The following is a 25,412-nucleotide window of genomic DNA, read 5'->3' on the forward strand; positions in this document are numbered from 1 at the left end:
ATAAAGATTTTTTAGGAGTCTCTTTTTAGGGGGTTCCTTTTTTTATTTTCCTGAAAAAAAGTTATGCGTTTATCTTGTTCAGTTGTCGGGGCTATCCACAAGGGATGTCGGGGTTATAAAGAACAATATTTTTTTTGAAAGATCTTGAATCCCTTGTTGTATAAAAGGTTTGCTAACTGTTTTAAATAAATTTACCTCCTAATGTTTATATGAATTTAGTAATAGTTAATTTTCTTATCATTTTTTCTCTACATGTAAGATAAAACCAGAGAAATACTTTATACATTACGAGGTTGGGGGAGAATATATGATTAATGAAAACCAATTAAATCTTTCAAATCAATCGCTCGATCCTTTATTTAATCCTAGGTCAGTAGCTATACTCGGTGCTTCTGCAACGAAATTCAAAATTGGAAATTTACAAGTCAAAACCCTTTTAGATGGTAAGTTTATCGGTGAGATTTACCCCATTAATCCTAAAGCAAAAGAAATCGAAGGCTTAAAGTGTTATCCATCTTTATCGGATGTCCCAAATGATATAGACTTGGCCATCTTTTGTTTGAGTGCTGAACAAGTTCAGCAAGGTTTAGAGGAATGTGGAAAAAAGAATGTTAAAGCGGCCATCATTTTTTCTGCCGGTTTTTCTGAAACTGGTAAAGAAGGAATAGAAAAACAAAAGGTTCTCACTGAGATTGCTAGGAATAATGGTATCCGAATAATTGGCCCTAACTGCGTTGGTTTAGTCAATTTGTCTAACGGGTTAATAGGAACGTTTTCACCAGCGATTTTATCAGTTCCTTTAGATGGTCAACGAGGTGTTGGATATGTCTCACAAAGCGGGGCGTTTGGTGTTTTAACCTATATGGCAGCTGCCCAGAATGATCTTAGTTTTAATTATTTTGTAAGTGTGGGAAATGAAATGGAAACCGAGTTTGCTGACGTAGTGGAATATATGGTTCATGATCCAAAGGTAAGTATAATCAGTGGATACTTAGAAGGGGCTAAAAATCCAGATAAATTAAGAGATTTGGCTAAGCAAGCATTGGACAAGAATAAACCGATCATTGTCATGAAAACAGGTCGCAGTACCGCTGGAAGCAGAGCTGCCGCCTCCCACACTGGCTCACTCGCTGGATCGGATAAAATATATGACGCTTTCTTTAAGCAATCAGGCATCGTAAGGGCTGATGATTATGAGGATATTATTTCTTTTTCTAAACTTTTTCTCTCTAATAAATTGCCGAGCGGGAGAAATACGGTAATCATCACGAGTTCTGGTGGGAGGGGAATAAACGAAGCAGACCGTTGTGAAGCAAATGGTCTCACTATCATCCCTCTAAGTGAAAGAACAAAGGAAAAAATCATGCTTAAAATCCCGACTTTTGCAAGCGCTTCCAACCCGGTCGATTTAACAGCTGCTGCCTCTGTTTCCAATCCGGAATTATTTATCGCCCCATTAAGGGCCCTTATTGAAGATCCTGAAGTGGATAATATTATCTTTACTGAATTCCCTAATTATTGGGATGCCGATCATCCCTTGTTGAAAGAGTTCATAGATCTTTGTAAAGCTTCAGACAAATTTATATTCATTACCTCTTTCCCGCTGGTAGGAATGTCAATCCCTCAAGGTATAGAAGAGCTTGTTAAAAATGGTATTCCCGTGGTGCCGGGTAATTTAAATCCTATCAGGGGGTTTGCTAAATTAGTCGAATACAGTGAATATTATCGAAAAAACAAGGAATTAAATGCATTTGAGCAGCTTGAGATACCTAAGTTGATAGAGAAGCAAGAGATAGAAAGACTATTGCCTGCTGGAAAGACACTGAGTGAAGCAGAAGCAACCGCTATATTGGATCATTATCAAATCCCAACTACTAAGAGGTTTTTAGCTAATACAGCTGAAGAAGCGTCTAATTATGCAACAAAAATAGGATTCCCAGTCGTTTTGAAAGTGGACTCCCCTGATATTCCGCATAAAACAGAGGCAGATGCCATTCGACTGAATGTGACAGACGAACAGGAAGTCATAGAAGCTTTCGCTGACATAACCCGTAATGCACTGAAGTATAAACCAGACGCTAGAATCAATGGAATTTCCGTACAGGAAATGCTCCCGAAAGGCGTGGAAGTAATCATAGGGGCTAATAATGACCCGGTTTTTGGCCCTGTTATCATGTTTGGTCTAGGAGGAATATTTGTAGAGGTCTTTAAAGATGTCTCGCTCAGAGTTGCACCGCTTTCGAGAAAAGATGCTCTTGAAATGATTGAAGAGATTAAGGGGAAAGCCATCCTCAAAGGAGCGCGTGGAAAAGAACCCGTTCATATCGAATCCATCATTGATGTACTACTAAAGGTTTCCGCCTTGGTTACTGATCATAAAGATTCCATCAAGGAGCTGGATATAAATCCTCTAATAGTTTATGGAGATGGAATTAAAGCAGCAGATGCGATGCTTGTTATCGGTAACGAAGCAGAAGTGAAAACAACGATTAGGGGGTAGCAAACAATGGAGTTGGATTATTTAAAGGGTTTAACTGGAAATCAATTTGTATTTGAAGTCGAAAAAAGGCATATACGTCAATTTGCAGAGGCAATCGGTGATTCCAATCCTTTATATGTGGATGAAGAGTATGCTACAAAAACGATATATGGAGGCATTATTGCCCCTCCCACTTTTCCTATAGCCATAGGGCAAGATAGTGGAGAGAGCTTGGACCTAAAGCTTGATCAAAGAAGAATGCTGCATGGTGAACAGGAATTCATCTATGAACGCCCGATTCGTCCGGGGGATAAACTTTATTGCCAGATGAAGGTCTCTGATGTGTATGAACGTGAAGGGAAAAAAGGACCGATGCAGTTCGTGGTCCTCGACACAGAAATGAAAGATGAATCGGGTAAGTTGGTTGTGATAAGCCGTACGAACATTATCTATAGGCCTTTAAAAGCCAAATCATCTACAGTTTAAGCGGGATTATAAGGTTTTTAATGAGTAGTCGTATTACAGTCGTCCAGGGAAAAGGAAGAGTTCCGATGAGGGAGGAAAAGGAAATGCTGAATTATGAAGGCTTACAAGTAGGACAAAGACTTAAGTCACTCACCAAGCCAAGTGTAACAAAAGTGCAATTAGTCAAATATGCAGGTGCTTCAGGTGATTTCAATCCGCTTCATACAGATGATGACTTTGCTAAAAAAGTAGGAATGCAAGGGGTGATTGCTCACGGAATGCTAGTCATGGGCTTTCTAGGAGAGTATGTAATGAACTTGGCAGGAGATATCGCAGTGCCATCTAACTTTAAAATGAGATTCGGTGCTATGACTTTACCAGGAGACCAAATTACCTGTTCAGCATTTGTGAACAACGTGTATGAAGAAGAGGGGAAACGCTTTGTAGAACTGGATCTTATTGCAGAAAAAGAACCAGAGCATGTTGTGGGATCAGGTCAAGTCATCTTGCAATTTCAATAGGATCAGTTTTTAACAATCAAAAGGAGGCTTTTTTATGGGAAGTATAAAAGATCGCTACGCCATTGTCGGAGTAGGGGAAAGTGAACGATCCAAGAATTCTGGAACAACGCCCCTTCATTTGGCATTGGATGCAGCACGGGCAGCGTTGAATGATGCTGGTCTTCAAGCGAAAGATATTGATGGATTCATGAGTTATTCCGAACATGATTCTTGCACTTCACATCAGTTAGCCACGTATTTAGGGGTTCGTCCGAAATATGTAAACGATATCATGGGTGGAGGAAGCAGTACGGAGATGTTAATTGCTGATGCTGTTGGTCTAATTGAAACAGGGCAATTAAATACGGTATTAATCTACCGCTCTATGAATGGGAGATCTGGCGTCCGAATGGGCGGGGGAGGTTGGGATGTGAATCTGCTCCAATCGGCCATTGAAGGTGGAAGCTTTATCATTCCTTACGGAGCGGGTAGCCCATCACAGTGGTTCGGACTTTTTGCCACTCGTCATATGCATGAAACCGGGTTGACCCAGGAGCATCTTGGTCATGTCTGTACGAGCTTTTATGAGCATGCCCAAAGAAATCCAAAGGCGTATTTTTACGGAAAACCTTTAACTATGGAAGAATATAAAAATACACCATATTTAAGTTATCCGTTTAATAAGCACGACTTCTGCATGGAATCAGACGAAGCAAATGCAATCATCGTCACTTCAGCAGAGCGAGCTAAAAATGGTAAATCTAAACCAGTCTACATCATGGGCTTATCTGCAAGGCAATGTGTGTCACATGCCCATTATTGGAACAACTTAGATGAAGTAGCTTCTGACTATGTTGCACCTGAAGTTTATAAAATGGCAGGGGTTAAACCCGAAGATATACAGGTTGCGTCCATTTATGACTGTTATAGCTGGGTGGTGCTACGTCAATTAGAGGCTTATGGATTCGCTCCACGAGGTGAAGTAGGGGATTTTGTAGCCGAAGGAAACTTGCGCATGGGTGGGAAATTACCATCGAATACTGCTGGAGGAATGTTATCAGAAGGCTATACACATGGGATGAATAACGTTTTGGAAATTGTTCGACAAGTCCGACATGAATATAAAGGGACAGATCGCCAGGTGGAAAATTGTGAAATAGGTATATGTACTGGCTGGGCTGGTCCTGATATCGCCGGCGCAATGATTCTTAGAAACTAGGAGGGAAAAAGATGGAATACCAAAAACCAATTCCGGTAAAAACCCAAGATAATACCCCATATTGGGATGGGGCAGATCGTCATGAACTCATTCTACAAAAGTGTAATAGCTGTCAGGAATATTCGCATCCTCCTGGACCAAGTTGTGCAAAATGCGGAAGTACGGAACTAAGCTGGGAAAGTCAAGGTAGTGACATAAACGGGAAAGTTTATTCGTATATCATTTCCTATCGTCCATTTCTACCAGGATTCCAAGATGATTTACCACTCATCATTGCGATTGTTGAATTGGATAAATTGCCTAATGTTAAATTAATCGGGAATATTCTACAGTGTCCAACCGAAGATGTTCAGATAGGAATGCCGGTCAAGATGATCTGGAAGGAAATGACCGAAGACCGTTCCTTGCCACAATGGATCCAAGCATAAAGAAACAAACGATGACTGCTAGAAGGGGAGGAAAGTACAATGGATTTTTCATTTTCAGCGAAGGAAGAAGAATTTCGCCATGAATTAAGAACTTGGCTTGAACAGAATTTACCTGAAGGTTGGTTAGAAGGATCTAATCAAGTTTCCAAGGATGAACGTGAATATGCCGCTTTCTTAAGGGATTGGCAAAGGAAATTATATGAAGGTGGCTGGGCTGGAATAGCTTGGCCGAAAAAATATGGTGGCCGGGAAGCTACATTGATGGAAGAAATTGTTTATCAACAGGAAATGGTTCGGGTTAAAGCACCGCCTCTTGTAAACTATGTAGGGCTTAATATGGTGGCACCAACTCTTATGCAAATTGGTACGGAAGAACAAAAAGAAAAGTATATCCAAAGAATCCTTACAGGAGAGGAAGTTTGGTGTCAAGGATACTCCGAGCCAAATGCTGGATCGGATTTATCAGCTCTCCAAACGAGTGCAGTAAAAGATGGAGACCGGTGGATCATTAATGGTCAAAAGGTATGGACAAGCTTTGGGCATCTAGCGGATCGCTGCTTTTTACTTGCTAGAACAAATCGTTTTGATAAGAAACATAAAGGGATTACGGTGTTCCTCTTGGATATGAAACAACCAGGAGTGGAAACCCGACCTATCATTCAAATGGATGGCCAGCATGATTTTAATGAAGTGTATTTAAATGATGCAATTGCATACGATGCTGAAATAGTTGGAGAAGTGGATGAAGGATGGAAGGTTTCAATTGCTCTTCTTATGCATGAGAGAACAGGTATTGGAGCACAGGTCTTCACTTTGGAACAGCAATTTAATGACCTTGTATCATTGACAAAAGAACTGAAAGAGGATGACAAGCCGTTAATGGAGGATCCGCTTGTTCGTAAAACAATGATAGATTTATATACTCGTTCCCGTGGTTCGCTATTAAACTATTATCGCAATTTGACCAAGACATTAAAGAATGGTCATCCAGGAGCAGAGGGTTCCATGGATAAGTTATTGGTAAGCGAACTTACCAAGGACTTGCTTTCTCAATCAATTTCCTTACAAGGTCATCAAGGCCTTCTCTGGAAAGAAGATGCCATTTCAGGTCAGTCTTATTGGCAAGATAATTACCTTTATTCATTCGGCCAGACAATTGGCGGTGGAACGAGTGAAATACAAAAAAATACAATTGCTGAAAGAATTCTAGGCTTACCAAAGGATATGGGACGCTAAGTCTAAATAGGGGTGATGAAAAATGGATTTTTCTTTAAATCAAGAACAAGAGATGTTTCGGGGATATGTCCGAAAGTATTTAGATGATGCAGGTCAAACAAAAACGGCTCGTGAATTCATCAAGGGTAGTTTGGCACCATTACAAGGTGTTCAAAGAGGGATGGCTGAACTAGGTTGTAGTAGCATTAATATTTCAGAAGAATATGAAGGAATGGGTTTAGGACCTTTGGATCTCATACCTGTACTTGAAGAATCCGGTCGTTCGTTATTACCTGGGCTATATTTAGAAACGAGTGCATTGGCTGTTCCCTTATTAGAAAAATTCGGTACGGATGAACAAAAAGAAAACTATCTACCTAATATAGCGAATGGGACTAAAACATTTTCTCTTGCATGGTTAGAGGAGGGTGGAAGTTACAGTCCTTCTGGAATTAACCTTTCTGCAAAAGTAGAAAATGATCAAGTGATAGTAAATGGGGTAAAATCGCTTGTTCCAGATGCCGAGTTAGCCGATCATTTTATCGTAATGGTACGTACAGATACTGGTAAAGGTACAGAAGGGATTTCGTTAGTTATTGTCGATCGCACTAATCCCAACCTCACCATCCAACGCCAAAGAAACATGGATGAGACGCGCAGCTTAGGAGAGCTTACATTTAGTAACGTTAAAATTCCAAGAAATCAAATGATCGGAACGCTCCACCAGGGCTGGGATATTCTCCAAGAGGGGTTACTTTCCTTCAATGCCGCTCTTTCGGCTGTTATTGTGGGAGCGATGGAGAAAGTAGTCGAGATGGCTACCGAGTATGCAAAAATTCGTGAACAATTTGGGCAGCCCATCGGAAGATTCCAAGCTATCAAACACAGAATAGTAGATATGAAAACGGACTTGGAGACAGCTCGGTCCCTGGCATATTATGCGAATTGGGCCCTGGAAAGTCAGGCAGCCGATCGTATCCAAGCTATTGCCTGTGCGCGAATATTTGCAACGGATGCCTTTATTCGTATCTCCGCTGACAATATACAAATTCATGGTGGCATTGGTTTTACTGAAGAAATGGATTGCCAGCTTTTCGTAAAGCGGGCCCGATTCTATGAAAATTACTTAGGCCGTTCAGAACAGTTTTATAAACAAGCGGCAACAGCTTTAGGTTGGTATGAAGAAAGTGAGTTTGTAATTCCAGTTTAAAGTGTTTCACCTAATAAGAAAGGGTGGCGATGAATCGTGAAAATAGCAAATGAAATTAGAGATTATCAAAATGTTATTAATGGGAATAAAACTCTTTCTTCTTCGGGGAATCGGATAGATAGTATCGATCCCTCGACTGGAAAGGTTTGGGCCACTATTCCTTGCAGTACGGTTGAGGATGCTGAAGCGGCAGTAATGGCAGCTCGAGACGCTTTCGAAGGGTGGTCCTCTCTATCTGCTATAGAGCGCGCAGATTATTTGAGGAAAATTGGTGATTTGATCGTTCAACATGGCGAAGAGTTGGCCGAGTTAGAAACAAGGGATAATGGTTGGGTGATTAGGGAAACGACCTATGGACTCATACCAAGCTTAGCGAGTTATTGGTACGATGCAGCAGGAGCGACAGCTGTTGGGAGTAAGGGAGAAACTGTTCAATTGGGATCAACAAGTGTTGGCTATACTTTACGTGAACCATATGGGGTCATAGTTGGAATCCTTCCTTGGAACTCACCTCTTTTTACTTTTACTGTTAAAGCAGCTTATGCGCTTGCTGCGGGAAATACCATCATAATAAAACCATCAGAACTGGCCTCTGTCTCTTCATTGAGGTACGGTGAAATAATTAATGAAATTCTTCCGCCTGGAACACTGAATGTGGTATCAGGGGATGGAGTGGAAGTTGGGAACACATTAGTTAGCCACCCACTTGTAAATAAAGTTAGTTTAACGGGATCTGGAGCTACAGCCCGAGCAATTGCCCAATCAACGGCAGGTAATCCAAAACCGATGACGTTTGAATTGGGTGGAAAATCCCCTAATATCGTATTCGAGGATGCTGATCTTGAAAAAGCGGCCCAAGGGGTTACACTCAACGGAATTTTCACTGGAAACGCTGGTCAATTATGCGTAGGTGGGTCGAGAATCCTTATACAGAAGTCGATTTTTGAAAAGATGATTACTAAAATGAAAGAAGTCATGACCGATTATAATAAACTAGGGGATCCTATGCATCCAGAAAGTGCGATGGGACCGATTGCTAATAGCATACATTATGAAAAGGTGTGCTCTTATATAGAGTTAGGAAAAAAAGAAGGTGGAGAAATTATCCTCGGCGGTCGTCATGGTGGACATCATCTTTTGCCGGATCTACCCCATTTAGCGGAAGGATACTGGGTTGAACCGACATTGATCAAGGTGACTAGCAATTCACTTCGAATTTGCCAAGAGGAAATATTCGGCCCAGTGGCAACGGTAATCCCTTTTGATACAGAAGAGGAAGCGATTGCTATGGCCAATGATACGTCTTATGGACTTGGAGCTGGAGTTTGGACGACAAATCTGAATCGAGCACACCGGATGATCCGTAAATTAGAGTCTGGAAATGTCTGGGTCAATACATACCGGACAGTAGGTCCTGAATTACCTTTTGGAGGGCAAAAAAGTAGCGGATACGGTGTGGATTCGATTTTAGAATTTACACGTGAGAAAACATGCTATATCGATATCGGGTAAGCTTGAAAGTCATAGGAAAAGAAAAGGCGGTCTTATATGGAACAAGGAGCTAAAGGTGTATTCTATGGTTGGTATATTGTATTATGTGGCTTCTTTATAATGTTTGCCGCATACTCCATAATAAATTCGTTACACAGCTTATTCATGGTTTCAGTCACTGAAGATTTAGGGATAAGCAGGACGACTTTTTCCATTGCCCTTTCGATTGCAGGTCTAGGCGTGGCAGTAGCTTCACCGTTCATGGGAAGGCTATTGGCTAAGGGGAATATGAGATTGATCATGTCCATTTGTGTAGTGGTGGCAGGCTTGGGATTCATGTCATACTCGTTAGCCAATTCGGCTTTATACTTTTGCATTGTTGGATTTATGATTGGTATCTGTGTGGCTGGTTTTTCGAATATCCCCATATCGATCATGGTAACGAACTGGTTTTATGAGAAAAAGGGAAAGGCCATGGGTTTTGCCTTTGCGGGTTCTGGAATAGGAGCTGCTGTGCTTAGCCCTGTCCTGACTACCATCATCACAAACTATGGGTGGAGGACCGCTTATGTTATAGCAGGACTTCTGCTCATTGTCTTAACACTGCCTTTTGTCTTACTCTTTGCCAAGAAAACCCCTTCTGAAAAAGGACTTGTTCCACTTGGTGCTGATAAAATGAAGTCCACGGAGAATATAGAAACAGAAAAGAGCGGCTTAACGATGGGCGAAGCGAAAAAGACAGCTATGTTTTGGATCTTTGTGCTAGGAATCGTTTGTTTCGCATTGGTAGCAGGCGGCGTACAGATGCATATTCCCGCTTATTTAATAGACATTGGTCATCCAGCCATCTTTGCCGGCACGATTTTTGGTCTGCTTTCTCTCGCAAACACAGTGGGAAAATTGATTCTAGGTGCTGTATTGGATAAGTTCGGAACTGCTGGAGGAGCAATCTATGTAGGAATATGCATGTCAATTGCTATGGTATCCCTTCTTTTGGCAAAGGGACAAGCTTTCGCTTATGTATTTGCCATTGCGTTTGGGTTCAGTGTGGTCATTTCAACATTAGGGCCGCCTTTCATGACAAATGATATTTTTGGAAGCAAAGATTTTGGTGCGATTTTTGGAATCGTACAGGTCTTCTTTGTCGCAGCAGGGTCATTGGGTGTCATTGTTTCTGGCTTGATCTATGATCTCACTGAAAGCTATCGGGTAGCTTGGTTCTTCTTCCTTGGTCTATTTATCTTCGGTATGTTATGCGTACTGGTTGCCAACAGCATGAAAGGAAAAACGAAAGATAAATTTGAATTGGTGTCAAATAAAGAGATTATATGATTCTTTGACTTTTCCTAAAAACGCATATAAAAAAGACACTGTTATCATATTAGTGTCTTTTCTTTCGTTACGGAATCATAAGGTTCAAATTAAAACGTCTTTCGCCATTCATCATCTTCCAAAGGCACACCATCCGTGCTGATATAACTTACAATAAGTTCACCATGCTTTAGGACATCATCGTTTTTAATCGAATGGATAATCTCTTTAAAATCATTTTCATCTGTATCCCGTTTTTTACGATGAATGGTAAATAGGACAGTTGGTGCTACGTCATACTCTTTATAGCTTATTGGGTTATTAGGGTCAATATTTAGCTCTTTTCCAATCTCCCTTTCATAGAGTACAACTAACTCATTAGAATTTCCTATTTTAGCTTTGATTTCATCATAGTTGTTACTATCGGTTATTTTTTTCATTTCTTTAGATAGCTTAAGATTTCCTAGTTTGTCTTCAAAATATGGTTTCAGTTCTTTTTCTGAATCGTCTCTCCATTTTGCTGAAATAAAGGAATCTGCCATTTTTCCTGTATGAACGTTAGAATACACAAGAAAGTCCGTACCGGACTTTGCCTCTCGAACTTTAGCTGCGTATTCAAACTCCTCAAAGTTGCCCATGTTATCATACAACACATCGTAAATTTTCGTTTCATTCTTAAATTTTCGCTCTAAATATTGTTCAGCTTGAACTCGGACTTTCTTTACTTCATCAGCGTCGCCTTTCATACCCTGTGTGAAAGAATACATCAAAATGACTATTCCGGCCAAAATAAATAGAAAAATTATAAGTAAAATCAATAAAATTTTCTTCGTCTTACTCACGGTATTCCTCCGTTTTCCATTTCTTTTATTTTCATTATATTCTAACATTGGTAAAACACAAAACTTAACTATATTTTATGAACCATCATGACACAGTGCTTAAAACACTTTTCTTCTGTTCTGAAACCTCTACAATAAAGCAATCTTTTGATACAATGACTTTATCAGTAGTACCTCATAAGGAGAGATAGTCTTGGAAACCTTTCAAAGGGAAATGAATCATAATCGGGAAGAATTTAGAAGAACTAAATGGGCCAAACATCGTGAACAGGTAACAGGATTATTCGATACCGTTTTTTCAAAACAAGCTTCGGTTGATAAGATTGGAATTATTGGAGCGGGCAATTGTGATGATTTGGATTTAGATCATCTGGCTACCAGATGTAACTCGATTTATTTATTCGATATAGATAAAGAAAGCATGATAAATGGAATCAAGAACTTCTCAGAAAGTACTCAATGCAAAATTCAACTAGTTGAATTTGATGTAACCGGGTTGGGGAAAGTGAATTTCGAACAAACCCTGACTTCTATGTTGTTGAACGGTGAAGGGATCGAGAATGTTTTAGAATACCTATTGAAAACGAATGAGCATTTATCAGAAATCATACATAAAGAATTCGCTGAATACATTGGTTCTTTTGATGTTTTCGCAACATCGGCAATTTATACCCAATTGTTTTATAATTGGGCGGTAGATACTCTTGAAAAAAATAAACACAACTATGAACAAATGGAACTAATCAGAATTAAAGATGGATTTTTGGATGTAAGAGATCAAATTGTCCTGAATTTACAGAATTTAGCTTTCAAATGTTGTACTACAAAAGGCTTCTATATCACATGGACCGATATTTTGAAGATGAAACCTGAATATACACAAACTACCAATCAAGGAATTAACGCTATTTTTTCATTAGCTTCCAATGTCGGGTATGGGGCCGCTTTACTTGCCATACAGGATTATATGGGAAAAGTGGATCGTCGAGAATTTTCCTTGTGCCATTGGTTATGGGAATTCAATGAAGATAAGCAGTATTTGACAATCGGTCTTCTGGGAAAAATGAAAAATTAGAAATTCTTGTTAAGAAAGAGAGAGCAGATTTATATCAGCTTTTTCTCTCTTTTATTTTCCTTTCATCCCTTAAACCAATGGAAATAGATAAAAGGTATAAAAAAAAGTGTAAACAATTAACCTTTTGTCTAATGAGTGTAACAGTTTGTGGAGTTATAATAGAAGGAATAATCCGAAAATAAAGATAAATAACAATCCGAGTTTTTCGAAGGGAGATATGGCACTATGAAAAAACAGAAGCTACTGATTAATGGTAAAAGGTTAAGTGATTCGCTTGAGAAATTTGCGGATTTCGGACGTACTGAAAATAATGGAGTTACGCGCCTGTCATTGACGGAAGAAGACCGTTTAGTTAGAGACTATTTTGTTTCATGCTGTGAAGAGTTGGGAATGTCGATTAAAGTTGATGACATGGGCAATATTTACGCGACTTTGGCAGGCGTGGAGAACAAGCCGCCAATCGTTATGGGTTCTCATATGGATACCGTGAAAAAAGGTGGACGATTCGATGGGATTCTAGGAGTGGCTGCTGGGGTGGAAGTGGTTCGTACCTTAGTCGATAATAATATCAAACCAGAAGTCCCAATTATGATTGTCAATTTCACTAATGAAGAGGGAGCAAGATTTGAACCTTCTATGATGGCTTCAGGCGTCCTTTCTGGGAAATTCGAAAAAACTGCGATGCTACAAAAAACGGATAGTAATGGGACTACTTTTGAAGAAGCGTTAAACTCAATTGGCTATGCAGGAGATATTGAGTCACGACTAAAAGAGGCCACAGCATTTTTAGAATTACATATCGAACAAGGACCTATACTTGAAAGAGAAGCGTTGAAAATTGGTGTAGTGGAATGTGTTCTTGGAATGGTCTGCTATGAAATAGAAGTGATTGGAGAATCAGATCATGCTGGAACCACTCCCATGAATATGAGAAAAGATGCCTTCTTTACTACCAATAGTCTTGTCACAGAAGCCATTCAAAAGTTGGGTCTTCTTGATGATGATTTAGTTTATACTATGGGTAGGCTAAATGTGTATCCTAATATTCATACGGTCATCCCAAATAAAGTGGTTTTTACGATTGAAGCGAGACATAAGAATCAACAAGTTATTGAACGGGTAGAAGATATAATAAAAGGACTTGTACAGTCAGGATCGAACGATGGCTGCGAAGTTAAGGCCACGAAGTTATGGGGTCGCGACACCGTTTGGTTTGATGAGTCACTTTGCGATTTGTTGGAACAATCCACTAATTCATTGGGATATTCCTACAAAAGGATGGTAAGTGGAGCTGGTCACGACGCTCAATTCATAGCTAGTTATATCCCCACTGCGATGGTTTTCGTTCCAAGTGTGAATGGGAAAAGCCATTGTGAAAACGAACTTACATCGTGGGAAGATTGTGAAAAAGGTGTGAATGTTATTTTAGAAACGGTTCTTGCGATATTAGCTAAATAAACAACCAATTGTTTTACTTCTATATCCTAAACAACAGGGCAGGTTTCATTTGAAATCTTGCCTTTTTTATTGTAATCAATCGTATGGAGAAATGTACCTTTAAAGTTACTAGGCAGTAGGAGTGTTTAATGAATATCAATAGGAAAATAATGGTTTTTGTATTAGACTATGTTAAAGCAAAAGGTTGATTTATCGTTAAGCGGTATGATGACTCCTGCCCTACATCTATTAAATTATCTTTATTTATTTTACAAAGATATAAAACAGAACATACATTCGTGTTATAATTTATTTGATAATACTAACAAGGGGGATAGATATGAAATTAAAAAACATCAATATTGAAGAACGAATGAAACACTATAATGTGCAAGGTTTAAGTATCACATTGCTTGAGGGCGGTGAAATCAGTGGAACAGAAGATTGCGGTATATTAGAAGTGGGGAGCAATAGAAAAACAAATGAAGATTCTATTTTTAGTGCATGTTCAATTAGTAAGTTCTTAACAGGAATACTTGCTATGAAGCTAGTAGAGGAAGGACTAATTGATTTAGATGGTGATGTGAATGAAAGTCTTATATCGTGGAAAGTACCAGAAAATGATTTTACTAAAAATAAAAAAGTGTCATTGAGGAACTTACTAAGTCATCAATCTGGAATTAAAGATCCTGAAGGTAGTTTTCCTGAACTAAATTCGAAAATAGGGGTTCCTTCGATGGTTGAATTATTAGAGGGGCAAACTCCTTATTGTAAAGCTCCTATTGACGTCAAGTGTGAACCAGAAAGTGAATTCCATTATTCGGATGCAGGTTTTTGTATCATTCAGCAACTTATAGAAGATGTTACGAAAAAACCGTTTCATCAAGTTATGAATGAGCAAATATTTGAACCATTAGGAATGGCAAATAGCCATTTAATTACAACAATGTTGGAAGGGGATAGACAAAATTTTTCTTGTGGTCACAACAAAAACGGTGAATTAGTAGATGGAAAATATCCTATATATCCTTATCCAGCGACTTCAGGTTTATGGACAACTTCTTTGAATTTAGCTGAATTAGTTCTTGAGTTAATGAATGCTGTAAAAGGTGAAAGCAAGGTTGGCATTTCGGAAAGTTTAGCAAAAGAAATGATAACCCCACAAAGAGGTAAAGGTTGGACTGGATTAGGTGTGTTTCTTGATGGTTCTGAAAAAGAACTAGAAATCTCATCACTTGGTTGGGGAGTGGGTTTTCAATGTATGATGGTGGCGTTTCCCTATATAGAGAAAGGTGCTGTCATCATGACAAATGCAGAACTGGGTGTTCATCAACTCGAAGGTATCATAGGAGAAATATATAAGTCTCTTTTGTCTTAAAATAAGGGGAGAAATATATAAGTCTCTTTTGTCTTAAAATAAGGGGAGAAATATGCAGATAGCCTTAGAAAATCCAACTCATATACCTGAAATTGTGTCGTTCTTCAACGAAAATTTAGATAGCAATAACAGTAAAAAACATGAGCTTGGTGATATATTTCCCAGCTCAATTTTTATTTTCTATAATTACGAATAATCTTGGCACTTAGAATGCAAAGTCTCTCAGTCTTAAAAAAAATCGTCCTTTCAAAATGTTGGTGTGGTAACTTTCATTTTACAAGAAAAGACGGTTTTTTTGTATGCCTATTTTTATATAAAAAGGGCTATCTCCAAAAGTCATTATCAATGACTTTTGGGACAGCCCCTTTACTTCATGCATTATTTTCTCACTCTGAACACGCGGTAACCTAAACTGTTGCCATAGGTAAGGGTCAGACGATAATGCTCTTCAAAGATCTGGTTAAAGTCTTCATTTGAGGGCAGGACCTTGGACTCAGATGCTTTAGAATTCTTTAATTCTTCTAAAACTGTATTGGATTTTAAGATGTTCACCTGTGCAAACCCTCCTTTATTAAAGGCACTTATCCATTCAGGTTGTGTCAAGATTGATTTAAGATTATAGAAATTCATGATTTCATTCCGTTGTTCCTCAGGTAAAATGACTTCTGCTGTCATATCTATAGAAATCAATGTTCCACTAGGTTTAAGTACACGATAGTATTCACGAATGGTTTTTTGAATGCTAGTGAACGATGTCGAGGATTCAGCTATAATAAAATCAAAATAATTTTCGGGGAATGGCATTTCTTCAATGGAATTCATATATACATGTACGGGTAAGTCAACTTGTTGGAATCTTTTCCTGGCTTGTTTCACCATATCGGGATGAAGATCCAGTGCATGAACCTGACAACCATAGGTCTCAGCCAAATATTGTGAAGTCTGGCCAAGTCCACAGCCAGCTTCAAGGATAGTATCATGTTCATCAATTTCTTCATTTTTCAAAAGACTTTTGGTCAGCTCGAAACCACCTGGATGAGCACCTTCCAATTCATAGAAGGCTAACGCGTCTTGATAAGAAAGGTTCATTTCTTTTGTCTCCTTTGCCATGTAATTGATTTATAGTATGTCATGGAAGCAAAAGAGGATAGAATAAATAAAAATGCTTTTAAAACTTAGTGGGTGTTTATCTACGCAAGCTAGTCCCCTTATGCATATCATGTAGAATCGAATATAAGGGGAGTGTTTTTAAAAAATATGGGATACAACAATCAAAACTATTTTAATAAGTGCAGCCAAGGAATCGGGAGACCGGTGGAAATCCGTACAAATAGAGGAACTGTTCATAGGGGAATCATTCATAGGGTGACACCAAACAGAGTTTACATCCGCCCACTTGATAACCGGGGCAACCTTGGAGGATTTGGTTATGGTGGATATTATGGAGGGTTTGGATGGGGAGCGGCTTCTGGATTCGCCTTTGGAGCAATAGCTTCGCTAATCTTTCTTGCATTTCTTTGGTGATTTACGAGATTTATCAAAAAACCTGATAGGCATTGGCCGCAGGTTTTTTCTTTTGAATTTACTTGTCGGAAAAAGAGGAGCTACAACTTTACAAGGGGTTCCTGAATTCCAATAATAAAATCCCTCCTAATAGTAGTATCAAACACACTATTATTAGGAGGGATCATTTCATTTGTAAAAGGTATTCTTTTATAGTCTGAATTTCTGAACAGCTTCACGTAAAACTCCAGCCATATTGGCAAGATTATTGGAAGATGCAGCAATTTCTTGTATTGTTGCAGTCTGCTCTTCTGAAGCGGCAGCGACATTTTGAACATTTCCTGAAGATTGAGTGGAGATAGCACTTAATTCTTCCATTGAGTTGGATATATTTTGCATACCCTTGTTCATGTCTTCTATCGAACTATTTATGGCTAGGATTTTATTACTTACACCGTCCACTGAGTTTAAAATATTTCCAAAAGCCTGACCAGCCTTCTCGAAAGTCGAGAGTCCTTCTTTCAGTGAGTCGTATCCTATAGACATAGATTCAACTGCATTGTTTGACTCAAGTTTAATCGTTTCAATCCTGCTACTAATTTCATTCGCAGCATTTTTCGATTGATCAGCTAGTTTACGAACTTCACCTGCAACAACAGCGAATCCTTTACCATGCTCCCCAGCTCTTGCAGCTTCAATGGACGCATTCAAAGCTAGCAGGTTCGTTTGATCGGTAATTTGAGTTATGAGTGTCACAATATCGCCAATTTCCTTCGTGTAATCACTTAATTGATGAACGATATCAGACGTTTTCTTAATCGTATGATACGTAACGTTCATTTTTTCGACAGATGATTCTATGATCTTATTGCCGTTTATTGCAATTTCAGAAGCACTTTCAGAGCTTTCTGTCGCGTCATTTACGCTTATGGTGATTTGTTGCATTCCATTTGATATATGGGAGACGCTTTTATTCATTTCCTCGATATGATGTGATTGATTTTCAGCTCCGGTTGCTACTTCTTGCATGGATTCGGTTACTTGAGAAACGGAAAGACTCGTTTCTTCCGAACTGGCCATTAATTCTTCTGAAGTAGCGGCCACCTGTTCAGCATTTTCTGCTATTTGGTTTATAAGCCCATTTAAATCAAAAACCATTTTTTGAATTCCTGTTGAGAGCTGGGCGATTTCATCTTTTCCATTGATATGCATTTCTTTGATGGATAGATCTCCATCCGCAACTTCATTCACGTAGTTTCTTATGGAGATTAGCGGGTTCGTGATTTTTTTACTGATAACGTAAGCAATCACAAAACCTAATCCGACAAAAATAAATGTTAAGGCAATGGAAATCGTGATAACCATCGACTTAAGGTCCTTAATAAAAGAAGCATCCATATCTATTCCAAAAATCATGTTCGTTCCTTCAAAAGGAATGAAAATCGACTTATGAGTGCCGAATTCATCATCATAAACCGAACTATATTCGATTGTTCCATTAGTTAGGGATTTCCTCATTTCATCTGAGAAGGGATACTCCGTACCATGGTCATCGCTATTACTTAAAGCGACAATATATTCTTTGCTATCAGTTTTTGCAAGTACATAAGTATTTTCAACGTTATGCTTTTGTTGATAGTTTTCTAAAATCGTTTTTAGTTGCGGGTATTTATCTTTTTCCTCGCTGTTTGCCCCTTCTACAAGTGTAGTATCAATGTCTTTCAAAGAATCTTCAGCAATCAGTTTTAAGCTCTTTTCAAACTGTACAATGACATGTTGATTGATGATGTTCATTGATAAAAAATACAAGGTAAGGCTAAAAAGGATTGAAAAGACAGCAATAGGAATGACAAAACTAAAAATATATTTAATAAGTATCGAGTTTTTCACCTTAGAGAACATATACAGTTTCCTTTTTCTCCATTCTTTCTACAGCATTTTCAAATGCTTGTACAATGTGGTCTAAATGTTCGACTTCTGTATAAGGGGAAATGGAGAAGAATTTCGCCGCATAGATAGGGAAACGCTCATCTGAATTGACAGCATCGACTAGACATTGTCTTTTCGTATCTCCAAAGAATACTTCTTCTCGATGTTCACCAAGAATTTCAAATAGTTCATAATTCAAATCATTTGTTTTTTGAATTTGTTCATGAGTAGCTTCTCCATTCAGTTCAAGTTCCCAATTAGCTCCATCTTCATATATTCTAATGGTAGTAATAGGCCCGATGTTCTCGGAGTTTGTAATACTCATATTGGGAATTCTAGCTGCCAGTTTCTTTCTGAAGGCAAGATTGACTCGGACATAATTTGCAAGAATCTGTTGGTACCCTTCAACGCCAAAGGAGAGTAACGCTGCATAAATGGCAATTGAGCTTCCCATACGGGAACATTCCAAAGTATATCCTGTATGATAACTACCGTAGCCACGGTTTCCTACATAAGGAGTCTCGAATTCTTCCAGATCAAGTAAACCTAAATCACTTCCGTTTTTAACCAAAAATAGACTAGTTAAATAAGGTGTTTGTCCGAGTTTTTGAAAGTCAAAACATAGGCTGTCAGCTACATATAGGTATTGCATCCGTTCATTGATAGCACTCAGGGCTTTCAACACATCTTCTTCAAAGGCAAGTGGGTTCTGTATAAAATCATATTCACGGAACAGACTGTAAAAACCACCTAAAGCCGAATCGGCATGTATGTGAATTGGTTTTAAGTTGTATTTTTTTTCCATTTTAGTCGTTATAGCCTTAACGGATTGAACATCATCAATACCAAAACAATCAGTCGTACCTGTCGTTGCAACGATATAAACAGGAATGCCACCATTATTGATGGTTTCCTCCAGCTTCATTTGCAGATCTTCCATATCCATGGAATGATCTTTCCCAGCTTTAACACGGATCAGATGATTGCTTCCGATTCCAACCGCTTCCACAGATTTTAACAAGCTATAGTGAGCATTTTCGGAGGCGAAACAATATAGGTTATTGGGAACACCTTCTTCTTTTGCTTTCGGAAATTGTTTCGCAACAGCAACCCTTAGACCGCTGAATACCGCTCCTTGGCCACCCCATGTTGTATAACCCCAACTTTTAGTGTGATCATATCCAACGAGTTTGGACATCATGGTTATGACTTTGACTTCTGTTTCAGCAGCAGCCGGTCCATATACATCCCAAAGATTGTTTCCGTTTAATAGAGTGTTAGTCAAATTGCCAATAATGCCCGGAATGCTGGCCATAGGTAAAACGTTCGTGACAAAATTCCGAGTATGATAAGGATGACCTTTTGTAAGTTTTATGAGTTCGTCCAATACCAGATCCATCTCAAGGCCGGTATTTGGCGTTTTTTCATTTTCAATAATATCTTTATAAAAGTCATCGCTCTTTTCCAGGATAGGTCCTAAAGTTGACTTATTTGGATCTTTCGAGCTGTCGATGGCCATAATGACTTTTTCTATATAGGATAAAAATGTTACCTGTTCAAATTGATTACCATCTTCACTTGGAAATAGGTGTTGTACGTCTTTCATATTCATAGTTTCTCCTCCAAATAGGTACTTAAATTATAAATAATATTAGTTCTTATAGCCTACGTGATACATTTAAATGCAAAAAAAAATATGGCTATTTAAGAAATAGGAAATCCTAACTAAAAAAGTTCATTAAAAAATCTATTTAGATGAGACTGTTAAGTACTATACCTATTAAAGAAGATATATCGCAACCCAGCCGCCATAGAATTCCAATTCCCCCTTAGACCTGTGGCTTTGCGCCCTCACCTTTCAATGAGTTTGCCTATAGTTATGTTAAGAAAACAAATTCCTCATGTGTATATATCGTCACTCATTTTGTATTGTTGAGAACTTATTTAAAAAAAATTACTAGTAAAATTTAACAATAATTTTCATAACAAAGAAAGGGCTATTAAAAGGTGGAAATAAAGGGAATTAGTTTTGGCATGTTTAAAAATTATTCCAAGTGAGAAAGATTTGAGGATTGGAGAGTAGAAGACAGTTAGCTTTAGAAACTATATGAATATATTAAAAAATACGGAGAATTATGGTATAGGATAAAAATAATCTAAAAGATAAAAGAATTAATAAAAAGTGAATGAATAGTCAGCAACCTATTTGATTATGAAAGAAAGCAAATTAATAATATAAAACATAATTTATTGGTGGTTAGTATTTTTCTCCTATGTTACATTTTATTCATAAGGTGAAAATTGGAGGTCGTGTATATGTTAAAGAAGCTACTGAGTTCAATTGGAATGGGTTCAGCTAAAGTGGATACAAAATTATATAAAACGAATTTTATTCCTGGAGAATTACTAGAAGGAATAGTGGAAATTCAAGGAGGGCAAGTAGAACAAAGGATTGATGAGGTTTATCTTTCCGTCTTTTGTAACTATACGATTGAATCGGATGATGGAAATCATGAAAATGATGCAGTATTAGGAAAGTATAAATTGTTGGATTCTTTTGTTATTAATCCTAATGAGTCTAAAAGCATTCCATTTAGTATTTCCATACCTAACGATGTGCCTATCACGACTGGAAAGACCAATGTGTGGCTACAGACTGGATTAGATATAAGTATGTCAATTGACCCACAAGATCGGGATTATATCGAGATTCAACCGCATCCGCTTGTAAATGCCTTTTTGCTATCAGTGAAAAGCCTTGGTTTCCGTTTACGTAAGACGGAAGCTAAAAAAGCACCAGGTTATCTTCGAGGAAGACTACCGTTCGCACAAGAGTTTGAGTTTGTACCAACAAGTGGACCATTTAGAGGTCGATTAGATGAATTGGAAGCGGTGTTCTTTATTTCTGAAGATCGAGTTGATGCCATTATTCAAGTAGATAAAAAAGGCGGCTATCTTGCAGAAATGTTTGATATGGATGAGAGCCATGTGCGTTTTTCATACGGAACGAGCGATGTCCCAAGATTGAAAGAATTATTGAATGAACTAATCAATAAATATAGCTGACTGGAGACACCTAGTAATCTACTAGGTGTTTTTTTCACAACAAGGGCTCTATCTGGGGCTAATATGGATATGCCTTGCTCGCCCTAAACACCCGGTAACCAAGACTATTTCCATGAGTGAGCATAAGACGATAATGTTTTTTGATGATATCATTTAAAGTTCCCTTGAAAACCGTTGAGTTGCTTGTGCGTTGGTTGGCAGCAGAATATTTTTTTAACTCCTCTAAAACTGTACTAGAATGAAGGATTTCCGTTTTTTTAAAGCCTTGTTCTCTGATGGCACTTACCCATTCCGCTTCAGTCGGGATGTTTTTTAGTTTATAGAAATCCATCAATTCATTCTTCAAGTTGGGACGCAATGTAATCTCCGCTGTCATATCAATCGAAATCAAGATACCCCCAGGTTTTAGCACCCTGAAATATTCAGCAAGGGATTTTTTGATATCGGTAAAACCTGTAGTGGATTCCGCTATGATGTAGTCAAAGTGGTTTGCGGGAAACGGTAATTCTTCTAAGGAGCCGATAAAAACCTGAATGGGTAACTGCGCTTGGTGAAATCGCTTGGCTGCGCGTTTAACCATCTGTGGATGATTATCCACTGCATAAACGCCACAATTAAAGGTTTCTGCCAAGAATTGCGATGTTTGGCCCATCCCACATCCTGCATCCAGAATTGTAGTAAGCGGGTCAATTCTTTCGTTCATAAGGATGCTTATTGTCAAGTCGAAACCACCTGGATGAGCACCTTCGATTCCATAGAAGGCTAAGGCGTCAAGATATGATTGATGCATAACTTTTTAACTCCTTTGCTGTAGTCACACATTTATTTTATGCTTTAAAATGAAAGAGTGACTACATTCAGCTTCAATATATTTGTATACGGTAACGTGTTACATCAAAGTAACCCTATGAGCGGGACGGTTATAATATAGGGAGATAAGTTGATTTTAGAGTATACTCTTTATTGAATGAAGGATAAAAAAACAGATATGGATGTTTTGAGTGAACTCCATGGAAGAAGGCAAAAAAATGAATAAGACGATTGGGATTTTAGCGCATGTAGATGCTGGGAAAACAACATTTTCCGAACAGCTTCTTTATAGCATGAATAGCATTAAACAAAGGGGGCGCGTTGATCACCAGAATTCTTTCCTTGATAGCCATGACATCGAGAGGCAGCGAGGGATTACAGTGTTTGCGGATCAAGCCAGGTTTACTTACCATGATTCAAATTATTATTTAATTGATACCCCGGGCCATGTCGATTTTTCCCCAGAGATGGAACGGAGCATTCAGGTGATGGATTATGCAATCATCATTGTCAGTGCAGTGGAAGGGATAGAAGGGCATACGGAAACGGTTTGGGAACTTCTGAGAAAACATCATGTACCCACGTTCTTCTTCATCAATAAAATCGACCGTGTAGGTGCGGATGTGGATACAGTGATCAAAGATATTCAACTGAATTTGACTAAGGATGTCTGTAACATCACAGATTCTTTCGTACATGGTGAAATGAAAGAAGAGCTTGTTGAGTTTGTCGCTGAACGTAATGAATCTCTGCTGGAGACCTATATAGACCACGGTTATGACAAAGATTCGTGGCTTACTACGATGAAAGATTTGATTCGTGATAATAAATTGTTTCCTCTTGCCTGTGGTTCAGCTCTTCAAGGGGTTGGAGTAGAAAGTTTTTTGGAAAAAATAGATCAGTTAACTGCCACCGACTATCGAAATCAAGAACCATTTGCTGGGCGTGTCTATAAAATTCGGCATGATGAAAATGGGACGAGAATCACTTTTATCAAAGCCTTGAGCGGAACTTTAAAAGTCCGAGATGAAATCGAGTATGGAAAAGCAGAAGATTCAATTTCCGAAAAAGTCACACAAATACGCGCCTATAATGGCAGTACGTTCAAAAACGTCAATCAGGTTGGGGCAGGGGAACTCTTTGCGGTGACAGGTTTATCAGTGACTTCAATCGGTGACGGTCTAGGTGCGTTAAAAGAGAAAATTATATATGAAATGGTACCGACGTTAAAGTCGAAAGTTACATTTGAACCTACGATAAATATTAAAGAAGCATTGCGCCATTTTCAAACGTTGAATGTTGAAGATCCTTCCTTGGATGTATCATGGGAAGAACGCTCACAAGAAATTCACATATCCGTTATGGGGACTATACAGTTAGAAGTCTTGGTACAGTTGGTCAAGGAACGTTTCCTATTAAATATCTCATTTGAAAAACCAGAAATCCTTTATAAAGAAACGATTGCAACAGGAGCTATAGGATACGGGCATTTTGAGCCTTTAGGACACTATGCAGAAGTCCATCTCCAATTGAAGCCGGGAGAAAGAAATAGTGGCATTACATTCGAGAATGCATGTCATGCTGATGATCTCACCGTTGGCATTCAAAATGTAATTCGTCATCATCTCTTTGAACGAGAACATCATGGTTTACTAACGGGCGCTCCAATTACCGATATACAGGTTACACTACTGACAGGAAGAGCTCACAATAAACATACATCAGGTGGGGATTTTAGAGAAGCTACATATCGAGCATTAAGGCAAGGGTTGGAAAAAGTAGAAAACATCCTGCTGGAGCCTTTTTATCAGTTTAAAATTAAAGTGGTCCTGGATCAGATGGGTCGTGTACTATCTGATATTCAACAGGCACACGGAACTTTCGATCCACCGAAAACAGAAGGTGACAAAGTGTTTTTAACGGGGGTGGTACCAGTCTCCACATTTATGGACTATAGTGGCCAGTTGGCTTCTTTCACACAAGGGAAGGGATCCATTAACTTGACCTTTGCCGGGTATGATCGTTGCCATAATCAAGATGAGGTCATCGAACGGAATGGTTATAATAAAAATGCAGATCCCGATTATACCTCATCCTCCATTTTCTGTGCCAAAGGACAAGGGTATACGTTAACCTGGGAAGAGGCTGAGAGGAATATGCATGTTTATAAGAGGGAGTCTTAATTAAAGTGCAAAAAAGAGGAAAACAGATGTCGCAACTAAAAAGCTTCATTTGTTTCCTCTTCAATGGCAATTGCCGGTGTGCTATTTTCAAGGGTATCCAGAATCTTCTCTACCTTATCACTATAGGAAAAGTCCCCGTAGCAATAAGGATAGCGGAAATTATCCTTATTTCCCCCACAATCATAGAGTTCGGGATCTTTTTCGACTTGAAGGGCAGAAAACTCCTTTGCTAGCTCTTCCGTATGTTTACCACCGGAATTGGCAATAAAATCAATATATCCAGTCCCCATGTTATAAGATTGGATGATTGTAGAGAAGTCCACATTCTTTTCATTTCCGTATTCGATAACTCGCTGGAAATGTTTCACTCCATATTTAATGCTTTCATTAGGATCGGTAATTGTATTCGGGGCGAGGCCAGCTGATTCAGAAGCCTGCATGGGGTCTCCACCTTTTCCTCGACTTTCCTGTTGCATCACAGCAATTACTGTCAACGTTTGATCTTCCAGACCATATTTCTTCAGTTCATCATGAATTTGCGTACTATATTTTTCAACGATTGCAAATGAGTTCATCTTATTCAGTGGTGTCGATAGATTGACTGAAAAGGTCATTTGCAATACTTGCTTTATAAACAATAAGGCAAAAAATATCATAACTATTACAAGTATAGCCTTTGGTTTCTTCCGTAATCTCCTCATATTCTCTCCTATTATCAAGTTAATCTTCTTCTATTCTAACAAATAGAATGAACAAAAACTATTTTGCTATTCTATTAACCTTCCTTAGGAAGAGAAAATGGAGTGCTACAAAAATTTCCTCGATTATACTGTTTGATTTCTTAATCTAAGTAAAACCATTGTGAAAATCC

Annotated in this window: 21 protein-coding genes and 1 riboswitch; of the genes, 15 read left to right on the forward strand and 6 right to left on the reverse strand. The window is 38.6% G+C overall.

What is annotated here, in order from left to right:
- Positions 1-307 precede the first annotated feature (307 nt).
- The 9 genes from ACIQXN_RS19135 to ACIQXN_RS19175 all read left to right on the forward strand — a co-directional run bounded on the left by ACIQXN_RS19135 (position 308) and on the right by ACIQXN_RS19175 (position 10,339).
- Positions 308-2,500, forward strand: a complete 2,193-nt coding sequence (locus ACIQXN_RS19135; RefSeq protein ID WP_402970337.1) for an acetate--CoA ligase family protein — start codon at positions 308-310, stop codon at positions 2,498-2,500.
- A 6-nt stretch (positions 2,501-2,506) separates the two neighbouring features.
- Positions 2,507-2,965, forward strand: coding sequence for a MaoC family dehydratase N-terminal domain-containing protein (locus ACIQXN_RS19140; RefSeq protein ID WP_402970340.1), 459 nt, complete (start codon positions 2,507-2,509; stop codon positions 2,963-2,965).
- Positions 2,966-3,048: 83 nt separating this feature from the next.
- Positions 3,049-3,465 (forward strand): MaoC/PaaZ C-terminal domain-containing protein, encoded by a 417-nt coding sequence (locus ACIQXN_RS19145; protein WP_402970343.1) that lies wholly within the window; start codon positions 3,049-3,051, stop codon positions 3,463-3,465.
- 34 nt (positions 3,466-3,499) lie between these two features.
- A complete protein-coding gene (locus tag ACIQXN_RS19150) occupies positions 3,500-4,663 on the forward strand; it encodes a thiolase C-terminal domain-containing protein (RefSeq protein ID WP_402970346.1) in 1,164 nt (387 codons plus the stop codon).
- Positions 4,664-4,674: 11 nt separating this feature from the next.
- Positions 4,675-5,091 (forward strand): Zn-ribbon domain-containing OB-fold protein, encoded by a 417-nt coding sequence (locus tag ACIQXN_RS19155; protein ID WP_402970349.1) that lies wholly within the window; start codon positions 4,675-4,677, stop codon positions 5,089-5,091.
- Positions 5,092-5,130: 39 nt separating this feature from the next.
- Positions 5,131-6,327: an acyl-CoA dehydrogenase family protein gene (locus tag ACIQXN_RS19160; RefSeq protein ID WP_402970352.1), complete on the forward strand. Its 1,197-nt coding sequence runs from the start codon at positions 5,131-5,133 to the stop codon at positions 6,325-6,327.
- A gap of 22 nt (positions 6,328-6,349) precedes the next feature.
- Positions 6,350-7,516 (forward strand): acyl-CoA dehydrogenase family protein, encoded by a 1,167-nt coding sequence (locus tag ACIQXN_RS19165; protein WP_402970355.1) that lies wholly within the window; start codon positions 6,350-6,352, stop codon positions 7,514-7,516.
- A gap of 36 nt (positions 7,517-7,552) precedes the next feature.
- Positions 7,553-9,028, forward strand: a complete 1,476-nt coding sequence (locus ACIQXN_RS19170; protein WP_402970358.1) for an aldehyde dehydrogenase family protein — start codon at positions 7,553-7,555, stop codon at positions 9,026-9,028.
- A 36-nt stretch (positions 9,029-9,064) separates the two neighbouring features.
- On the forward strand, positions 9,065-10,339 hold the full coding sequence (locus ACIQXN_RS19175) for an MFS transporter (protein WP_402970361.1): 1,275 nt from the start codon (positions 9,065-9,067) through the stop codon (positions 10,337-10,339).
- A gap of 89 nt (positions 10,340-10,428) precedes the next feature.
- Here ACIQXN_RS19175 and ACIQXN_RS19180 read toward each other — a convergent pair whose 3' ends face one another.
- The gene (locus tag ACIQXN_RS19180) at positions 10,429-11,160 is read right to left on the reverse strand and encodes a hypothetical protein (RefSeq protein ID WP_402970364.1); all 732 of its coding nucleotides are present in this window, start codon (positions 11,158-11,160) and stop codon (positions 10,429-10,431) included.
- Between the two features lie 193 nt (positions 11,161-11,353).
- Between ACIQXN_RS19180 and ACIQXN_RS19185 the strand changes: the two genes are divergently transcribed.
- The 3 genes from ACIQXN_RS19185 (at position 11,354) to ACIQXN_RS19195 (ending at position 15,050) form a co-directional block, all read left to right on the forward strand.
- Positions 11,354-12,235, forward strand: a complete 882-nt coding sequence (locus ACIQXN_RS19185) for a hypothetical protein (protein ID WP_402970367.1) — start codon at positions 11,354-11,356, stop codon at positions 12,233-12,235.
- A gap of 225 nt (positions 12,236-12,460) precedes the next feature.
- Complete coding sequence (locus ACIQXN_RS19190) at positions 12,461-13,693, forward strand: Zn-dependent hydrolase (RefSeq protein ID WP_402970370.1); 1,233 nt, start codon at positions 12,461-12,463, stop codon at positions 13,691-13,693.
- Between the two features lie 319 nt (positions 13,694-14,012).
- Complete coding sequence (locus ACIQXN_RS19195; RefSeq protein WP_402970373.1) at positions 14,013-15,050, forward strand: serine hydrolase domain-containing protein; 1,038 nt, start codon at positions 14,013-14,015, stop codon at positions 15,048-15,050.
- 378 nt (positions 15,051-15,428) lie between these two features.
- Here the strand turns inward: ACIQXN_RS19195 and ACIQXN_RS19200 are convergent, their stop codons facing one another.
- Entirely contained in the window at positions 15,429-16,139 is a 711-nt protein-coding gene (locus ACIQXN_RS19200) for a class I SAM-dependent methyltransferase (protein WP_402970376.1), read from the reverse strand.
- 276 nt (positions 16,140-16,415) lie between these two features.
- Between ACIQXN_RS19200 and ACIQXN_RS19205 the strand changes: the two genes are divergently transcribed.
- Positions 16,416-16,574 carry a hypothetical protein gene (locus tag ACIQXN_RS19205; RefSeq protein ID WP_402970379.1) on the forward strand — a complete coding sequence of 53 codons (159 nt, stop codon included), beginning with the start codon at positions 16,416-16,418 and terminating at the stop codon, positions 16,572-16,574.
- Positions 16,575-16,763: 189 nt separating this feature from the next.
- On the opposite strand, the gene ACIQXN_RS19210 is transcribed toward ACIQXN_RS19205, so the two are convergent.
- Together ACIQXN_RS19210 and ACIQXN_RS19215 are read right to left on the reverse strand one after the other, a co-directional pair.
- Positions 16,764-18,455: a methyl-accepting chemotaxis protein gene (locus ACIQXN_RS19210; protein ID WP_402970382.1), complete on the reverse strand. Its 1,692-nt coding sequence runs from the start codon at positions 18,453-18,455 to the stop codon at positions 16,764-16,766.
- Positions 18,445-20,088 (reverse strand): pyridoxal phosphate-dependent decarboxylase family protein, encoded by a 1,644-nt coding sequence (locus ACIQXN_RS19215; RefSeq protein WP_402970419.1) that lies wholly within the window; start codon positions 20,086-20,088, stop codon positions 18,445-18,447. The genes ACIQXN_RS19210 and ACIQXN_RS19215 overlap by 11 nt, the downstream gene beginning before the upstream one ends.
- Before the next feature lie 186 nt (positions 20,089-20,274).
- A riboswitch (cyclic di-GMP riboswitch) is annotated at positions 20,275-20,364 on the reverse strand.
- A 434-nt stretch (positions 20,365-20,798) separates the two neighbouring features.
- Here ACIQXN_RS19215 and ACIQXN_RS19220 point away from each other — a divergent pair.
- Entirely contained in the window at positions 20,799-21,548 is a 750-nt protein-coding gene (locus ACIQXN_RS19220; protein ID WP_402970385.1) for a sporulation protein, read from the forward strand.
- 58 nt (positions 21,549-21,606) lie between these two features.
- On the opposite strand, the gene ACIQXN_RS19225 is transcribed toward ACIQXN_RS19220, so the two are convergent.
- Complete coding sequence (locus ACIQXN_RS19225) at positions 21,607-22,338, reverse strand: class I SAM-dependent methyltransferase (protein ID WP_402970388.1); 732 nt, start codon at positions 22,336-22,338, stop codon at positions 21,607-21,609.
- A gap of 238 nt (positions 22,339-22,576) precedes the next feature.
- Here ACIQXN_RS19225 and ACIQXN_RS19230 point away from each other — a divergent pair, with 238 nt between their 5' ends.
- Positions 22,577-24,541 (forward strand): GTP-binding protein, encoded by a 1,965-nt coding sequence (locus ACIQXN_RS19230; RefSeq protein ID WP_402970391.1) that lies wholly within the window; start codon positions 22,577-22,579, stop codon positions 24,539-24,541.
- Between the two features lie 35 nt (positions 24,542-24,576).
- On the opposite strand, the gene ACIQXN_RS19235 is transcribed toward ACIQXN_RS19230, so the two are convergent.
- On the reverse strand, positions 24,577-25,242 hold the full coding sequence (locus tag ACIQXN_RS19235; protein ID WP_402970393.1) for a lysozyme family protein: 666 nt from the start codon (positions 25,240-25,242) through the stop codon (positions 24,577-24,579).
- Positions 25,243-25,412 lie beyond the last annotated feature (170 nt).

Origin of the sequence: Peribacillus sp. NPDC097295 (assembly GCF_044761665.1) — a bacterium.
Classification (GTDB): domain Bacteria; phylum Bacillota; class Bacilli; order Bacillales; family DSM-1321; genus Peribacillus.

Excerpts from the sequence above, each read along its gene's own strand:
- ACIQXN_RS19135 (WP_402970337.1), top strand. The coding sequence starts at position 308 with ATGATTAATGAAAACCAATTAAATCTTTCAAATCAATCGCTCGATCCT.
- ACIQXN_RS19140 (WP_402970340.1), top strand. The coding sequence starts at position 2,507 with ATGGAGTTGGATTATTTAAAGGGTTTAACTGGAAATCAATTTGTATTT.
- ACIQXN_RS19145 (WP_402970343.1), top strand. The coding sequence starts at position 3,049 with ATGCTGAATTATGAAGGCTTACAAGTAGGACAAAGACTTAAGTCACTC.
- ACIQXN_RS19150 (WP_402970346.1), top strand. The coding sequence starts at position 3,500 with ATGGGAAGTATAAAAGATCGCTACGCCATTGTCGGAGTAGGGGAAAGT.
- ACIQXN_RS19155 (WP_402970349.1), top strand. The coding sequence starts at position 4,675 with ATGGAATACCAAAAACCAATTCCGGTAAAAACCCAAGATAATACCCCA.
- ACIQXN_RS19160 (WP_402970352.1), top strand. The coding sequence starts at position 5,131 with ATGGATTTTTCATTTTCAGCGAAGGAAGAAGAATTTCGCCATGAATTA.
- ACIQXN_RS19165 (WP_402970355.1), top strand. The coding sequence starts at position 6,350 with ATGGATTTTTCTTTAAATCAAGAACAAGAGATGTTTCGGGGATATGTC.
- ACIQXN_RS19175 (WP_402970361.1), top strand. The coding sequence starts at position 9,065 with ATGGAACAAGGAGCTAAAGGTGTATTCTATGGTTGGTATATTGTATTA.
- ACIQXN_RS19190 (WP_402970370.1), top strand. The coding sequence starts at position 12,461 with ATGAAAAAACAGAAGCTACTGATTAATGGTAAAAGGTTAAGTGATTCG.
- ACIQXN_RS19195 (WP_402970373.1), top strand. The coding sequence starts at position 14,013 with ATGAAATTAAAAAACATCAATATTGAAGAACGAATGAAACACTATAAT.
- ACIQXN_RS19200 (WP_402970376.1), bottom strand. The coding sequence starts at position 16,139 with ATGAACCTTTCTTATCAAGACGCGTTAGCCTTCTATGAATTGGAAGGT.
- ACIQXN_RS19210 (WP_402970382.1), bottom strand. The coding sequence starts at position 18,455 with ATGTTCTCTAAGGTGAAAAACTCGATACTTATTAAATATATTTTTAGT.
- ACIQXN_RS19215 (WP_402970419.1), bottom strand. The coding sequence starts at position 20,088 with ATGAAAGACGTACAACACCTATTTCCAAGTGAAGATGGTAATCAATTT.
- ACIQXN_RS19220 (WP_402970385.1), top strand. The coding sequence starts at position 20,799 with ATGTTAAAGAAGCTACTGAGTTCAATTGGAATGGGTTCAGCTAAAGTG.
- ACIQXN_RS19225 (WP_402970388.1), bottom strand. The coding sequence starts at position 22,338 with ATGCATCAATCATATCTTGACGCCTTAGCCTTCTATGGAATCGAAGGT.
- ACIQXN_RS19230 (WP_402970391.1), top strand. The coding sequence starts at position 22,577 with ATGAATAAGACGATTGGGATTTTAGCGCATGTAGATGCTGGGAAAACA.
- ACIQXN_RS19235 (WP_402970393.1), bottom strand. The coding sequence starts at position 25,242 with ATGAGGAGATTACGGAAGAAACCAAAGGCTATACTTGTAATAGTTATG.